Origin of the sequence: Thalassospira sp. MIT1004 (assembly GCF_001858545.1) — a bacterium.
Taxonomy (GTDB): Bacteria; Pseudomonadota; Alphaproteobacteria; order Rhodospirillales; family Thalassospiraceae; genus Thalassospira; species Thalassospira xiamenensis.
This window is the reverse complement of sequence record NZ_MCAO01000011.1, coordinates 185,983-200,784: the sequence shown is the minus strand read 5'-3', so window position 1 is coordinate 200,784 and position 14,802 is coordinate 185,983. Positions and strand designations below refer to the sequence as shown.

The 14,802-nt window shown below is 55.3% G+C and carries 18 protein-coding genes; 10 read left to right on the top strand and 8 right to left on the bottom strand.

Going from position 1 to position 14,802, the window contains the following annotated elements; genetic code table 11:
• Nucleotides 1–19 precede the first annotated feature (19 nt).
• From BC440_RS05745 to BC440_RS05725, 5 genes are all read left to right on the top strand, one after another.
• On the top strand, nucleotides 20–514 hold the full coding sequence (locus BC440_RS05745) for a Na+/H+ antiporter subunit E (protein ID WP_223304866.1): 495 nt from the start codon (nucleotides 20–22) through the stop codon (nucleotides 512–514).
• Nucleotides 511–780, top strand: coding sequence for a K+/H+ antiporter subunit F (locus tag BC440_RS05740; RefSeq protein ID WP_007090204.1), 270 nt, complete (start codon nucleotides 511–513; stop codon nucleotides 778–780). Before BC440_RS05745 ends, BC440_RS05740 begins: the two co-directional genes overlap by 4 nt.
• 11 nt (nucleotides 781–791) lie before the next feature.
• Entirely contained in the window at nucleotides 792–1,196 is a 405-nt protein-coding gene (locus BC440_RS05735) for a Na+/H+ antiporter subunit G (RefSeq protein ID WP_007090203.1), read from the top strand.
• A gap of 85 nt (nucleotides 1,197–1,281) precedes the next feature.
• Nucleotides 1,282–1,797, top strand: coding sequence for a GNAT family N-acetyltransferase (locus tag BC440_RS05730; protein ID WP_065701798.1), 516 nt, complete (start codon nucleotides 1,282–1,284; stop codon nucleotides 1,795–1,797).
• 58 nt (nucleotides 1,798–1,855) lie between these two features.
• The gene (locus BC440_RS05725) at nucleotides 1,856–2,470 is read left to right on the top strand and encodes a ribonuclease HII (RefSeq protein WP_065701797.1); all 615 of its coding nucleotides are present in this window, start codon (nucleotides 1,856–1,858) and stop codon (nucleotides 2,468–2,470) included.
• 2 nt (nucleotides 2,471–2,472) lie between these two features.
• Here BC440_RS05725 and BC440_RS05720 read toward each other — a convergent pair whose 3' ends face one another.
• The gene (locus tag BC440_RS05720; protein ID WP_065701796.1) at nucleotides 2,473–3,255 is read right to left on the bottom strand and encodes an acyl-ACP thioesterase domain-containing protein; all 783 of its coding nucleotides are present in this window, start codon (nucleotides 3,253–3,255) and stop codon (nucleotides 2,473–2,475) included.
• A 283-nt stretch (nucleotides 3,256–3,538) separates the two neighbouring features.
• Here BC440_RS05720 and BC440_RS05715 point away from each other — a divergent pair, with 283 nt between their 5' ends.
• The gene (locus BC440_RS05715; RefSeq protein ID WP_065701795.1) at nucleotides 3,539–4,132 is read left to right on the top strand and encodes a helix-turn-helix domain-containing protein; all 594 of its coding nucleotides are present in this window, start codon (nucleotides 3,539–3,541) and stop codon (nucleotides 4,130–4,132) included.
• Nucleotides 4,133–4,146: 14 nt separating this feature from the next.
• On the opposite strand, the gene arfB is transcribed toward BC440_RS05715, so the two are convergent.
• Nucleotides 4,147–4,563, bottom strand: coding sequence for an alternative ribosome rescue aminoacyl-tRNA hydrolase ArfB (gene arfB / locus BC440_RS05710; RefSeq protein ID WP_007090198.1), 417 nt, complete (start codon nucleotides 4,561–4,563; stop codon nucleotides 4,147–4,149).
• 164 nt (nucleotides 4,564–4,727) lie between these two features.
• Between arfB and BC440_RS05705 the strand changes: the two genes are divergently transcribed.
• Nucleotides 4,728–5,150, top strand: coding sequence for a YbaN family protein (locus BC440_RS05705; RefSeq protein WP_037987237.1), 423 nt, complete (start codon nucleotides 4,728–4,730; stop codon nucleotides 5,148–5,150).
• 34 nt (nucleotides 5,151–5,184) lie between these two features.
• Here BC440_RS05705 and BC440_RS05700 read toward each other — a convergent pair whose 3' ends face one another.
• From BC440_RS05700 to BC440_RS05680, 5 genes are all read right to left on the bottom strand, one after another.
• The gene (locus tag BC440_RS05700) at nucleotides 5,185–5,568 is read right to left on the bottom strand and encodes a MerR family DNA-binding transcriptional regulator (protein ID WP_065701794.1); all 384 of its coding nucleotides are present in this window, start codon (nucleotides 5,566–5,568) and stop codon (nucleotides 5,185–5,187) included.
• A 37-nt stretch (nucleotides 5,569–5,605) separates the two neighbouring features.
• Nucleotides 5,606–7,207: an ATP-binding protein gene (locus tag BC440_RS05695; RefSeq protein WP_065702145.1), complete on the bottom strand. Its 1,602-nt coding sequence runs from the start codon at nucleotides 7,205–7,207 to the stop codon at nucleotides 5,606–5,608.
• A 14-nt stretch (nucleotides 7,208–7,221) separates the two neighbouring features.
• Nucleotides 7,222–7,848, bottom strand: a complete 627-nt coding sequence (locus BC440_RS05690; RefSeq protein ID WP_007090194.1) for a hypothetical protein — start codon at nucleotides 7,846–7,848, stop codon at nucleotides 7,222–7,224.
• Nucleotides 7,845–8,219, bottom strand: a complete 375-nt coding sequence (locus BC440_RS05685; RefSeq protein ID WP_007090193.1) for a response regulator — start codon at nucleotides 8,217–8,219, stop codon at nucleotides 7,845–7,847. Before BC440_RS05685 ends, BC440_RS05690 begins: the two co-directional genes overlap by 4 nt.
• A gap of 65 nt (nucleotides 8,220–8,284) precedes the next feature.
• Entirely contained in the window at nucleotides 8,285–10,714 is a 2,430-nt protein-coding gene (locus tag BC440_RS05680) for an EAL domain-containing protein (RefSeq protein ID WP_065701793.1), read from the bottom strand.
• Between the two features lie 373 nt (nucleotides 10,715–11,087).
• Here BC440_RS05680 and fdxA point away from each other — a divergent pair, with 373 nt between their 5' ends.
• The 3 genes from fdxA to BC440_RS05665 all read left to right on the top strand — a co-directional run bounded on the left by fdxA (nucleotide 11,088) and on the right by BC440_RS05665 (nucleotide 13,120).
• Complete coding sequence (fdxA, locus tag BC440_RS05675; protein ID WP_007090191.1) at nucleotides 11,088–11,423, top strand: ferredoxin FdxA; 336 nt, start codon at nucleotides 11,088–11,090, stop codon at nucleotides 11,421–11,423.
• Nucleotides 11,424–11,720: 297 nt separating this feature from the next.
• A complete protein-coding gene (locus tag BC440_RS05670) occupies nucleotides 11,721–12,221 on the top strand; it encodes a CarD family transcriptional regulator (protein WP_007090190.1) in 501 nt (166 codons plus the stop codon).
• A gap of 92 nt (nucleotides 12,222–12,313) precedes the next feature.
• Nucleotides 12,314–13,120: a hypothetical protein gene (locus BC440_RS05665; protein ID WP_065701792.1), complete on the top strand. Its 807-nt coding sequence runs from the start codon at nucleotides 12,314–12,316 to the stop codon at nucleotides 13,118–13,120.
• 62 nt (nucleotides 13,121–13,182) lie between these two features.
• Here BC440_RS05665 and BC440_RS05660 read toward each other — a convergent pair whose 3' ends face one another.
• The gene (locus BC440_RS05660) at nucleotides 13,183–14,664 is read right to left on the bottom strand and encodes a M48 family metalloprotease (protein WP_037987239.1); all 1,482 of its coding nucleotides are present in this window, start codon (nucleotides 14,662–14,664) and stop codon (nucleotides 13,183–13,185) included.
• Nucleotides 14,665–14,802 lie beyond the last annotated feature (138 nt).

The following is a 14,802-nucleotide window of genomic DNA, read 5'->3' as shown; positions in this document are numbered from 1 at the left end:
CGGTGATGAAAGGATAGTGATGATGTTGAAACGTTGTCTTCCCCACCCGCTGCTCTCGCTGGCCCTGCTGGTTGTCTGGGTGTTGCTGGTCAATGAAATATCGGCTGGTGCCGTGGTCTTTGGTGCGATCCTGGCGATTGCCATCCCGCTGATCACGTCAAACTTCTGGCCCGCGCGCCCAAAGGTCGGCAATGCCTATGCCATCTGCGAATACGGGTTGATCGTGTTGTGGGACATTCTGGTCGCCAATGTTGTGGTTGCCGGACTGATCCTGTTTCGCAAGACCGAAAGCCTTGAATCCAAAAGCGTGGTTGTGCCGCTTGATCTGACCTCGCCCGAGGCGATCACGACCCTTGCCGGGACGATCACCATGACGCCGGGCACGGTGACCATCGATCTGAGTGCGGATGCCAAAAGCCTTCTGGTGCATTGCCTGCATGCGCCGGACCCGCAGGGCGTGGTTGATGATATCAAGACCCGCTACGAAGGCCGTCTGAAGGAGATTTTCGAATGATCGAATATGCACTGAATTTCGGCTTTATCTGTGTGGCGGTGGCCCTGTTGATGAATCTGTGGCGTTTGGCCAAGGGGCCGACCATTGCTGATCGTGTTCTGGCGGTTGATACCATGGCGATCAACGCCATTGCCCTTCTGGTGCTGTACGGGATCAGCCGCGCGACCTCGATGTATTTCGAAGGCGCGCTTCTGTTTGCCATGTTCGGCTTTGTCTCCACCGTTGCCTATTGCAAGTTCGTCTTGCGTGGCGACATCATCGAATAGGGAGAGACAGGATGCCGTTTATTGCTGAAATCGTCATTTCTGTTCTGATCGTGATTGGCGGGATTTTCCTGCTGGTCGGGTCGTTCGGGATGATCAAGCTGCGTGAATTGCTGCCGCGGCTCCATGCGCCGACCAAGGCAACCACCGTGGGTGTTGGTGCCATTCTGATTGCTTCGATGCTGTTCTTCTGGATCGAACGCGGGCATTTCACCATTCATGAATTGCTGATCACGCTGTTCCTGTTCCTGACGGCACCGATCACCGCGAACCTGATCGCCAAGGCCTATTTGCTGCGTCATGTTGACCCGCATAAGGACCTTCCGGAAAGTGGTCGGGACGAAGGTTGGGCGACCTTTGATCCGGTTGGCCCGGATGGCTATGACCCCAGCGAAGAATATAAACCCGACGAAAAATAGCCGGGTTTGCAAACCTTAAAACGGCACCGTTCAAGCGGTGCCGTTTTGTTATGCTGTTGCGGTGCTCGAATAGCAGGAAAACCGAATGATACTGGAAACCGAACGTCTATGGCTGCGCCCGCGGACATTGGATGATCTTGACGATTGTTTTGCGATGGATCGCGAACCCGGCGTAACCGATTTCGTTCAGGGGCCTTGGGCCGATGAAACCGAACATCGCGCCTTTATCCATGATCGCATCACCATGGATTACGGGCCGGGGCTGGGATATTGGTCGCTGTTTCGAAAAACGGAACCGGACAGTTTCATTGGCTGGGTTCTGCTGATCCCCGAGGACGCCGTTGGACCCGAAATCGAAATCGGCTGGCGTCTGAAACCGGCTTTCTGGGGGCGGGGATATGCATCCGAGGCCGCCAACGCCGTGTTATCGCACGGGTTTGAAAAAATGAAACTGGACAGTTTCATTGCCTGTATCGATGCACGCAATATCGGGTCACTTGCGGTCGCACGAAAGATCGGCATGCGCCATCACAAGACCGATAGTGATGGCGTGCGATATGCCATCACGGCGGATGATTTTGCCAGACGTCATCACAGATGACATTGTCGACCGCCCCACATCCTTGCTATGAGGACAAGGCAGGAGGGACAGGTTTTACATGCCGGATTTCAGCATCGAGGATCAATATCGCGGACGCATTGCCGGGATCGACGAGGTCGGCCGCGGGCCGCTTGCCGGGCCGGTGGTTGCCGCGGCCGTGATCCTGCCGCGTGATGAACGGCTGCCTGAAATCCTTCTGGCGGAACTCAACGATTCCAAAAAGCTGTCGGTCAAGAAACGCGATCTGTTGTTTGACCTGATCATGGGATGTGCCGAGGTTGGTATTGGCGCGGCATCGGTCCGTGAAATCGACCGGATCAATATCCTTCAGGCGACCTATGTTGCGATGCGCCGTGCAGTGGCGCGTTTGCCGCAATGCCCTGATCAGGCGCTGGTGGATGGCAATCGTGACCCGGGGCTGCCGTGCGCGGTGGAAACGGTCATCAAGGGCGATGGCAGATCATTATCCATCGCGGCGGCATCCATCGTTGCCAAGGTCGTGCGCGACCGCGCCATGACCCGCCTTGCCGCGCGCTATCCGCATTTCGGATGGGATGGCAATGCGGGATATGGCGTGAAAAAGCATATGGAGGGGCTTGGCATTGTCGGGCCGACCCTGCATCACCGCCGCAGTTTCAGACCGATTGCCGAACTGCTCGGAATTCTGTCCTGATCCTAGGCCAGAGCGGTCTGGTTTCGTGCCACCACATGGGCACGGACAAGATCAACCCCGTCGCCATCGCGCGTAATCGCGGAAAACCCGTTCGTCTGGCGAACCTTTACCCGTTCGTGAACCCGGCATTCGGTGCGGAACTGGATATCGATGCTTTCGGGTTGGAAGTCCGGTTTTGCATCCGCACCGGTTGCGCCAAGCACCCACTGCATCAGGCGCACATTATTGACATGCCCATACAGGTCAAGATCGGATGGGCGGGCCTTTATGCTGTCGATTTCGGGTAACGGGTCGGTGGTGAAGGGCGGCCGGAATGGTGGTTCGATCAGTTTCGGGCCGGGCGGTTTTGGCAGCCGTTCTTCGATCCAGTCCGGCCAGCTTGCGGCACGGCGTTCCAGCAGGTCAAACATCACCCAGAAGCTTTGCGCGACCGCAATTACATCACCCTTGCCGTCGATCAGACGGAAATCGCGGGTGGCCACACGCCTTGCAACGCCCGATGGCCATGTTTCGACAATGATTTCCTCGCCATTGCCGGGATAGCGTCGGACATGAATGACCATCCGCGCCAGCACCCATGCCATGCCTTTATCAACCGTGTCGTCATAGGCGAGTTTCAGGATGCGTGCGCCCCAACCAGCGGCGTCTTGCATGTAATCGGCCAGGGCCGGCAACATCGCAAGGCCGTTATCGCCAATTTCCGAATAACGCACCCGGTAGATGCCGCGCCATCCGCAATTGGCGGGCAGGGCGGGCTTGGCGATTTCGTTCCATTGGATTGTCATGTTGGCAAATCCTGTGTCATTCCATGACAGTTATAGAAACCCGGTTGGCTGTGTGCAAATCCGGATTGGAAATCCGCAATACGAACCGGGATGTCCCGAAGGTTCATCTTGCTCATTTCGGCAAAGCTGGTGATGATGGTTAAATTCAGGGTTGGGCTGCATCATGTGTATTTTGTGGCTCTTTGGGGAACTACCAAGAAAGTGAATGATCACATGTGTTCATTTAAAATGAAGAACGCAGTTCCTTTGGTTTAAATTTAAAAGAACAGTGATGTTTTATTAAATGGAAAAACGAAAATACAACAAGACGTTACGCGCGGAAAAAGAAGACGAAACGCGCCTCAAGATTCTCGAAGCTGCGATGAAATTGCATGGCGAAGTCGGCCCGGCACGCACAACCATCAGCGCGATTGCAGACCGCGCCGGGGTGCAGCGCCTGACGGTCTATCGGCATTTTCCCGAAGAAAATGAATTGCTTGATGCGTGCTCGTCACATTGGCTGAGCCTTAACCCGCCACCCGATCCCGCATCATGGCGCGAGTCGGTAGCAGAGGGTGACTGGGGCCTCGCGATACTGAGCATGCTTTATCACTATTATGGTGAAACGGCTTATATGTGGGATCATTGCTATCGTGATCGGGAAAATGTCCCAGCCCTTCATGAACAGATGAAGGGCTTTGATGGCTATCTCGACATGTTGTCTGCCGATGCACTGGCAAGCCTGCCTGCCGAACGACGCAAGGGCAAGATGTGCCAAGCGGTTGCGCGACATGCGGTGCAGTTTTCGACCTGGCAATCGCTGTCACAGGCGGGTGTGGAAAACTCGGAAATGGCCGCCTTGATGGACGACTGGCTGCATAAATGCCCGTTGTCCTGACCGGTATCTGCGGCCTAATCCATCGGTCGCTGGCGCATTTTCTTTACGTCGCCGCGTTTCTTTTTCGTGTCGACCCGTTTGCGTTTGGCCGATAGAGACGGGCGGGTTTTGACGCGGAATTTCTTGCGTTCTGCGGCCTTGCGCAACAGGGCCAGAAGCCGTTCGATGGCATCCTGTTTATTCCGTTCCTGGGTGCGATAACGCTGCGCGTCAAAGATGATTTCCCCGTCATTGGTCAGCCTGCTGCCCGCCAGTTCACGCAGGCGATCACGCACGCGTTGCGGCAATTCCGTCAGGTCATCAATACGCACGCGCATCTGTACCGCGGTCGATACTTTGTTGACGTTCTGGCCGCCCGGTCCGGATGCGCGCACGAACTGGAATTGCAGATGGCGTTCATCAAGATAAAGATCATTTGAGATTTCGAGCATGGCGGATCGTCTAAGTAATAGGGGCGGCAAGTTGTGCGGCGATCCCGCACGGCAGAAGCCCGAAAGCCGGTGGGTGCTGTTGATTGAAAAACAATGGCATTCCACCTACATTGAAGGCACTTACCCTGTCAGGGGCGGGCAGGGCTGTAAACAGGAAATAAGACGTGCAGGTATCGTATCTTTATCTGGCCTTGGGCTGGCTTTCGGTAGGGCTTGGAATTGTTGGCGCATTTCTGCCAATTCTGCCGACCACCCCCTTCATGCTGCTGGCCGCCTGGCTGTTTAGCAAAGGGTCACCGCGCCTGCATGCGTGGATTTACAATCATCCGCATTTTGGTCCGTCGATCCGGCACTGGAACGAACATGGCGTGATCCATCGCCGGGCCAAGATCATGGCGATGTCGGCCTTTGTCGTGGTGATTGCCGCATCCCTGATCTTTGTCGAAAACCGCTGGGTGGTGATGATCCAGTTGCTTGTCGCGATCCCGGTCAGCTGTTTTATCCTGTCGCGCCCGTCGCGTCTGCCCGCATCGATGCCGATGGCGCAGGTACAGACGCAGGGCGGGGAGCCGGGTGCAGGCTCCTGATTCCTGACCACGTCAAGGCACACAACAGTGCAGATCAGTTCCCCGATTTGCGGGTCAATTCTTCCTGACAGGTTTCTTCAAGCTTATCGAGCTCATCAAGTGTCGCATCGATATCCTGACGCTGTTTGCGCAGCGTGTCGCGGCGTTCATTGATCTTGCCGACAAGGATGGTCAACTGCATGATTTCGCTGCGGTCGGTGTCATAAAGATCAAGCAGATCGCGGATTTCCTTAAGCGAAAAGCCAAGCCGCTTGCCCCGCATGATCAGGCGCAGGCGCACCCGGTCGCGATGGCTGTAAATGCGGGTCTGCCCCTGACGAGCCGGGGCGATCAGTTCCTGATCCTCGTAAAAACGGATGGTACGGGTCGTGACGTCGAACTCGCGGGCAAGGTCGGTGATGGAATAATTGTCGCTCATGACATCCCGTTCAGGTTTACGCTTACGTAAACGAAAGCTACATGCTTTCTGGCGGGATCACAATCGGCAATTCTTTCGGCAATTCAACGCAGAACGTGCTGCCTTTGCCCGGTTCACTTTCTACCGAAATCGTTCCGCCATGCCGGTCGACGATCTTTTTGCAGATCGCAAGACCGATCCCTGTCCCGGCATATTCACCATAACCGTGCAGGCGTTTGAAGATTTCAAAGATTGTTGCGTGATATTGCGGTTCGATCCCGATGCCGTTATCGGCAACGAAAACCTTCCAGCTTTCATCGGTTTCGGTGGCATAAATCCGGACTTCACCCTTGTCAGGGTCGCTGTATTTAAGGCCATTCGAAACAAGATTCTGAAACAGCAGCAAAAGCTGGCTGGCATCCCCGGTTACGGTTGGCAGGAAGCCGTCACGCACGATATTGCCCGCCGGGCCAAGGCCTGCGCGCCGGAAATTGGCGGCAATCGCATCAAACAGACTATCAAGGGGGACCGCATTGAACGGTTTGCCATGCCGTCCGACCCGCGACAGGGTCAGAAGGTCGTCGATCATGCGCTGCATGCGCTGGGTGCCATCAACCGCATAATGGATGAATTCATCTGCGGTTTCGTCAAGCTGATCCTTGTATCGCCGCGCAATCAGCTGTGTATAGCTTGACACCATGCGAAGCGGTTCCTGCAAATCGTGGGACGCGGCATAGGCGAATTGTTCAAGTTCGCTGTTGGAACGTTCCAGTTCCGCCATGGTGCGCTGGATTTCCATTTCATGGCGTTTGCGCTGGGAAATATCGCGAAGCGTGATGATGTAATGATAGCGTCCGTCTGCCGAAAAATGACTGATCGCAACTTCAAGCGGCACGTTGCGGCCATTTGGGGTGCATGCCAGAACCTCGATCACGCCGGTCCCCAGATCGGTCAGTAACCTGTCGGCTGTCGGGCGTTGTGGTGGGGTATGTTCGCTATCAGGCAGCAGAAACCGGATAATGTTGCTGAGTTCCGGGTCGCCTTCCGGGCCGCAAAGTTCCTGTGCGCGGGCATTCAGCGGTTCTATGTTGCCGTCATCAGATGCGACCAGAATGGCATCAATGGTGTTTTGCAAAATCGCGCGCGTGCGGTCTTCGCTGCGTCGGGTCTGGGTGACCAGTTCGGCCAGTTCGGCAGCCTGTTGGCGCAAAAGCCGGTCACGCTGCACCGCAAGGGTCACATCGCGCACGGTCAGTGAACACAGCTTTTCGCCGCGCGATGTCGTAATCGGATGAACGCGAATGGATTGTTCCATGCGGTCAAATGTTGCGGCAAATTGTGGCAATGGGCGAAGCGGCAGCGCACCTTGATTAAGTGACGGCGAAATTACCGCAGGCATGCCGAATTCCAGGCAATCCTTGATTGCTTGGCAGAGCCGCCCCAAACGTGTTTCGGTGAAAACCGCACTCAGCCGTTTGCCAATTGCCTGATCGGCCGGAATACCCGACCGGCTTTGCATCCACTGGTTCCAGTGACAGATGGCATGATCCGACCCGATCACCACCAATCCGACATCGGCAGTATCAAGCAGATTGCTGTATAGGTCGGCGGCCTCGGCGGCATTCTTGATATCGACAATCGGGGGGGTAGGGTTTGTCATCTTGGCGCTGCCCGTCAACCAAGTGCGTTTTCAAGGAAGCGTCGTACCAGTTCCTTCAGGGTTTGGATGGAGTCAAGATCCATGACAAACAGCACATAGCCATCAATATCGTTCTGGCGCAGCATGAATTGCACATGCAGGATCATCAGAACCGGCATCTTGCCAGACGCGGCATCAAATGCGGTGTCTTCATTTAACAATGCACGGGTTTCGCGTTTGCGAAATGTCGGCATCGAACAATTGATCGGCTCGCCCAGCACGTTGGCAATGCTGCCAAGGCAGGCATTGAGGATGATGTTGCCGACCTCCATCAGGGCTTCCTGTTCAAGATCGGTCAGGGTATCGAGCGGCACATCGACCTTAAGCAACCGCCGCACCAGTTCAAGGCTGCGCTTTTCCGGGAAAACCAGCATCGCCTCGCCCTTGAACGGGCCATCGAATGACTGGCTGACGGCGGAAACCACTTCTTCGGGCGAAGATGTCAGGTTTGAATCGGAAAACCTTTCGACAAAGGTGATCGTCGGAACTGTCAGTTCCACCGGCTGATCAACCATTTCCGACAGGGACGCGGCAGCACGGCCGACCCCGATATTGATCAATTCGCTGATTGTGTCGTGTTCAAGCTCGCTAAGGTCGATCATCGCCCGGCTTCCTTGCCCTTCAGATAATCGCAAATCTTTTCTTCGGTTGGCGGTTTTGCCAGAAAGTCCATGCCAAGCCCGTGGGCCTTGTTCTGGATTTCCTTCTGTATATTGGCCGTCAGAAGCGCAATTGCAGCATCGGGATAAGCCGCGCGCAGCTTTTCCCCCAATTCGAGCCCGTTCATGCCCGGCATGTTGAAATCGATCAAAAGGTAATCATAGGCATGCTCGGCGGCCATTGCCTGGGCTTTTTCGGCTTCTTCGGCCTCGTCCACCCGCCAGTCGGCATAGTTGCTGGTGATAAAGGCCTTTACCAGCAGTCTGGCAAATTTGCTGTCATCGACAAGCAGGACGGATCGATTCTGGGACATGTTTTTCTCTGATTTTCGGTTTGTGTTCTTGTTGTATCAGGCATCATCCGCAAGGATAGGGCCGATTATAGAATAGACGCAACCGTGCGCGAAAGCTGTTCGATCTGTCTGGCTGTGATATTGGCCGGTCGTGGTTCGGAAATCAGGAAGCCCTGGATTTCGTCGCAGCCATGTTCGCGAAGGAATTCAAGCTGTTCCTGTGTTTCAACCCCTTCTGCAACCACCTTCAGGCCAAGATTGTGCCCCATGATGATAATCGTGTTGGTGATCGCCGCATCGTCGGGATCGGTCGTCACATCGCGGACAAACGACCGGTCGATCTTGATCGAATTGATCGGCAATCGTTTCAGATAGGCCAGCGACGAATAACCCGTCCCGAAATCGTCAATTGCGATCTGCAGGCCAAGCTTGCGCAATTCATCAAGGATGGATGCCGATCGTTTGATTTCATGCATCATCACGGTTTCAGTGATTTCAAGAACGATGCGTGATGCCGGTGTTGCGGTTTCATCAAGGATGCGCGAAATCGTTTCGGTAATGCGGCCTTCGATCAATTGTCTGGGGGACAGATTGACCGCAATGCTGACCGGCGGCAGACCCAGCAGATCCCATTCGCGGATCTGATCACAGACCCGGCGCAATACCCATTCGCCGATCTTGCCAATCAGTCCGGTTTCCTCGGCCACCGGGATGAACTGCATTGGTGATATAAAGCCACGCCCCGGCTGGTTCCAGCGGATCAAGGCCTCAAGCCCGGCAAGCTTGCCTGATAGCAGTTCGATCTTTGGCTGGTAATAAAGTTCGAACTGTCCCTCTTTCAGGGCTTCGCGCAGGTCATTTTCAATGGCAAGCCGCGCAACCGCACTTTCATTCATCGTCTTGGTAAAGAAGTGATAGGTCCCGCCGCCACGGGCCTTTGCACTATACATCGCCGTATCGGCATTGCGCATCAGGGTCGGGAAATCATCGCCATCCGCCGGGCAAAGGGCGATGCCGATTGACGGTGTGATGAACAAGTGCCGCCCCTGAATGTCAAAGGCCGGGGCCAGCGCATCCAGAACCGCCTGCGAAAGTGTGGCGGCATCCTGCGTTTCGCGCAGCCGCGGGATGATAATCAGGAACTCGTCCCCGCCCAGTCGGCCGATGATTTCCTGTCGGCTGATCACCCGGCGCAAACGGTCCGCCACGGCCTTAAGCAGTAAATCACCGACATTGTGACCAAGGCTGTCATTGATCAGCTTGAACCGGTCCAGATCGATAAACAGGATCGCGGTTGCCCGGTCATGCGGGCTGGCGGCATCACGTTTGTGATTCTCAAGCGCTGATTTAAGGCTGTATTCCAGCATGCTGCGATTGGGCAGGTTGGTCAGCGCATCGTGATTGGCCATATAGACCAGTTGTTCCTCATAGCGTTTGCGCGCGGTGATATCGTGAAGAACAACCGTAATCAGCGGTGTTTGCGCATCGGGGATCGGGCGAAACGCGGCGCTTACTTCGATCTCGGTCTTGTCCATCCGTACCAGCGGCAGCGTCAGGCGCTGCTCTGCGATATGATGACGCAGGTCCAGACCCGAGAGCTCGGCAAGGCTTTCCTCGAAATTCGGAATGGCGCGCGGGGCGATAAATTCGAGAAGCGACCGTCCCTTTGGCGTTTCACCTTCTTTCAGGCCCAGCAGGGGATAGGATGCATTGTTAAACTCAACAATGGTGCCGTTCGGCGTGATGGTCAGAATGCCATCGGCCACGTTCTGAACAATCGCGCGCAGGCGGGACTCGTTATCACGCATCTGCTGTTCGGCCTGGCGCAATTTGCCAAGTGTTGATGCAATCCCTTCGACCAGTGTGGCAACGGACCGAGACAAAAGGCCCAGTTCATCGCGTTGATGATGACGGGGAACGGTCAGCCCCGTTGCATCGGGACTGTCTGGATCAATGCCGGTGACGGCCTGTGAAATGCGCAAAAGCGGTTTGGTGAGTGTCAGGTAAAAGAATACAACCAGCGCAAGCCCCAGCAGGAAGTTGCGCAAAATGCCCGACGTCAGGATGCGGGTGGCGCGATTGATGAAACCATCGGCAATCAGGTCGGTATCGATCCGAACGATCAGATGGCCGACAAGATCACGGCTTTCACCGGTCAGCAACGGCACGTTATATTGCTGGTTGTTGCCAAACATCACTTCGCTAAATGCGGATCGCCCCGATGATGAGGGGGCGCGCGATTTTTGCGCCAGAACATTTCCGAAATTGTCGCGCAGCGTCGCGCTGTAAACCGGTTCATATTCAAACAGGCCCGACACCACGCGTGCGGCAAGCGTTTCGTCAAGGCCATAGGCCGCCTGTGTTGCGGATTCGCGCAACGTCGACAAAACCTGATTAACGGTTCGGTCAATCAGGCTGCGTTCTTCATAAAGATCCCAGACAATCTGTACGACGCTGAAAAACAGGCCAATCAGAAGGGTGATAACGACAGCGGCACGTGCCTGTTTGACAGACAAGCGGTCACGCCATCTGAGCCGTTGTGTTTTCAGGCTACCCTCCGCCAATCCACACCCCTGCATGGCTCTATGACCATGTTTCACAGTCCAGACTATGTGCTTGGCACCGCAAAAGCAATTGTTGCGCGGGTTCTAATACTGGAAAATTGCCGGGATTTATGTATTTTCCCGCCAAAGCCGGTTTGAACGTCCGATGCGGTCTGTTTAACTGCGATATCGCAATGCACCGAAACGGCAATACTACTAAAAAAAATGGGATTTTATTGGAGTTGCACACAACCGCACTGCGTGATAACCCAATGCCCCGAGAGAGAACAAGGCCGAGCGCGGGCGCAGCCGCATCACGGCCTCGCAACCTGAACGGAGTTACACCATGACCTATGTGGTGACAGAAAACTGCATCAAGTGTAAGTATCAGGACTGCGTCGAGGTTTGCCCCGTCGATTGCTTCTATGAAGGTGAAAACTTCCTGGTTATTCACCCGGACGAATGCATTGATTGCGGTGTCTGCGAACCTGAATGTCCGGCCGAGGCCATTATTCCCGATACGGAACCGAATCTGGATAACTGGCTTGAGATCAACCGCAAATTCGCGGAAGTCTGGCCGAATATTACGCGCAAGGGTGATGCACCGGCCGATGCCGACGAATGGAATGGCAAGTCGGGCAAGACTGAATTGCTCAGCGAAGCACCGGGAACCGGTGATTGATAAAACGCGTTAAACGCTTGTAAAACCACTGTTTTTGCACCCTGATTTTATTGGCGCATGGCTGCATTGAGCCGGTCGCACGGAAAAAATCTGTGATAGGCCGGCTCTTTGTGTTATTGTGGGCAACTCGCGTTCAAGGGCTCGGCAGGCTCGCTCCGCGCAGTCGGATCTCCGCTATTATATCCTGTCAAAAACCGCGACTTCGCCAAAAGCATCGTCGTGTGCAGCTCTTCGTGTCGCTGGGTCTATAGTGTTACAGTTGAATGACCAGGCCTGTTTGGGCCGGAAGGAAGCTTGATGTCGGATAAGTTGCCCTTTGCTGTTGGCGATTACGTTGTTTACCCCGCACACGGTGTTGGCCGTGTTGATGGCCTGGAGACCCAGGAAATCGCGGGTCAGGAATTACGCCTTTACATCATCACTTTTGATTCGAGCCGCATGACCTTGCGCGTGCCGGTCAACAAGGTGGGTAACTCCGGGCTGCGCAAGCTGTCCTCGAAAAAACAGATGGACTCGGCGCTTATCACCCTTAAAGGCCGTGCGCGCGTCAAACGCACCATGTGGTCGCGCCGTGCGCAGGAATATGAGGCAAAGATCAATTCCGGTGACCCGGTTTCGATCGCCGAAGTGGTTCGTGACCTGCACCGCACCGCCACCCAGCCTGAACAGTCGTTCTCCGAACGCCAGATTTACGAAGCAGCGTTTGAACGCCTTGTTGATGAACTGGCCGCGATCGAAAAGATCGACAAGGACAAGGCTTCGGGCAAGCTTGAAAAACTGTTGCAGAAAGCTGCCTGATACGCCTGTACAGCTTTGTTATACAGAGACCTCTTTTTAAAAACCGGCCTACAAGGTAATCTTGGGCCGGTTTTGTTTATTTTGGGCACGTTATGGCGATGAGCGCAGTTCTGGCACCGATAAAACCGGCGGACAAAATATGGACCGTCGGGGCGATCAATGGCGATCTTGCCGCGCTGCAAGCCGTTCATGGCAAGCTTCGGGGCAAAATCACAGCCGGTGATCGCCTGATCTATCTTGGCAATTACTGGGGCGATGGCACGGCCGAGGCCGTATCGGGTGCTATCAATGAATTACTGCTGTTCCGGCGTTACTTCCTGGCGAAAGAAGGCGTTGATATTGCCGATATCGCCTTTTTGCGCGGTTCCACCGAAGAAATGCTGAGCAAACTGCAACAGATTCACTTTGCCCCGAACCCGGGCGAGGTATTCGACTGGATGCTGTCGCGCGGTATTGCCGGGACGCTGCGCGCCTATGGCTTTGATCCGTCGCATACCCAATCGCTGATGCGGCAGGGGGCGCATGCGATTTCGCAATGGACCGGCCAGTTTGGCGAAGCATTTCGTCGCAGGCCTGGTCACAGTTCGCTTTTGTCGGACCTGAAGCACGCGGCCTATGCCACGGATGGCTCGTTGATCTTTGTGCATGCCGGGCTTGATGCGTCGCGTCCGCTGACCGGACAGACCGATACCTTCTGGTGGGGCGGGTCGATGTTTGAAAGCATCACGGATCGTTATTACGATTGCCGCCGGATCGTGCGGGGATCTGCCTTGGCCAATCTTGGCCTTCAGGAACGCGAATTTACCCTGTCGATTGACGGCGGGGCAGGGCGCGGTGGCCCATTGATCGCGGTTGCGATCGGGCGCGACGGCAGGATTGTCGATCAGATCGAAAGCTGATTTTTCAGGGTATTCGATACCAAAAGGGGCAGCAAACCGGATTTGCTGCCCCTTTGTTCTGGTTAGTCGATGACAACCTTGACCATCGAATTGGTTGCCGGTGGCTGCCCGGGTTCAAGCCCGTTCAGTACGGCAAAGGTTTCGGCCGGTTCACGTGATACCGCCATCTGGCCGACAAAGGTCGAAAGATCATATTCCGGGTTCACGGCGCGCACCTTGATGCGCAGCGGATGGTATTTCTGCTGCTCTTCGCGGGTCAGTGGGCGAAAGCTGTATGTTGTGCGGCGAAGTGCAACGTTATAGGCATCAACCTGATCAAGCGGCATGATGAACAGGAACTGATAGGCGTTATCGCCGTGCCGGATGACAACCACCCGAAGGCGCGCCTTGCCACCGGAATTCAGGTTGACATCGGCATATCCGGTGGCGGCTTCCTGACCGTTGATATCGATTTTTTCGATATTGGTGATGGCGATCTTGCTGGAAAAACCGCGCGCCAGATATTGATCAAGCGCGACACCCTTGGCCTTTGGTGCGCCTTCAAACACGATCTGTGCGCCGCCCTCATCCTGTGCAATCACCGCATCGGGCTGGTTGATCATCGAAAATCCGTCGGGCACCTCGAACCGGAAATCAAGCGGCACATGGATAAACGACGTTCCACGGACATAACCGTTATCAGGGCCGTCACCGTAAATAATCCCGTCAATGGCGCGCATATAGCGGACACTGCCGACTTCGGGATTTGCGACCGGTGTAACATTGGCGGCCTTGTGGGCCTGTTCGATGCGGTCAACGGTGCGCGGGTGGGTGGCCATGAAATCAAACTGATCGATTTCATCGGGCGACCGGCCTGCCAGTTTTGCCTGAAGGCGCGAATGGGCGCGCAGTTTTTTCAGGAATGACGCCATGCCTTCGGGGTCGTATCCGGCGCGCGTGATGTAACGCACGCCCAGCATGTCGGCTTCGAATTCATGTTCGCGCGAAAACGACTTCAGATAGGCGTTCGCGCCGACACCGACGATATCGCCGGCCCCATTGCCAAGGGCCGCCGAAAGGCCACCGGCCAGAATCTGGGTCAGGACACCGCGGCTGTAACGCTGGGCGGAATGGCGTGCAACGACATGGCCGATTTCATGGGCGAGAACCCCGGCAAGCTCCGCCTCGTTCGAGGCAAGCGAAGCCAGTCCGCGCGTGATGTAAACATAGCCGCCCGGTAAGGCAAAGGCGTTGATCACGGGTGAATCAAGGACGGTGAAGGTAAACTTCTCGTCGGGGGCTTCGGAAACCGCCACCAGCTTGTTGCCGATTTCGGTCACATAGGCCTCTATATTCTTCTCGTCATAATCGCCGCCAAATTCGCGCACGATTTTCGGATGTTCTTCCGCGCCGACCTGTTTTTCCTGATCGGGGGACATAAAGGCGGTAAAGCTGTCCTCGCCGGTCGCGCGGTTGGTCGAACAGCCCGCAAGGGTTGCCACCAGACCCAGCGCGCCAAGGGCGGTTGCCAATCGTCTTGTCTTGCGATGAAAAAGCCAGCTCATTGAAGTCTTTCCTCTTGTGCCCGCGATGCGTATCCTTTGCCGGAACCGCAATTTTATCCCTTACGATGTGGTAGCGCGTGTTGGCTTGCCAATCAATATCTCGCAACAATCAAACCTATTCGCAAAAATCGGGAAATT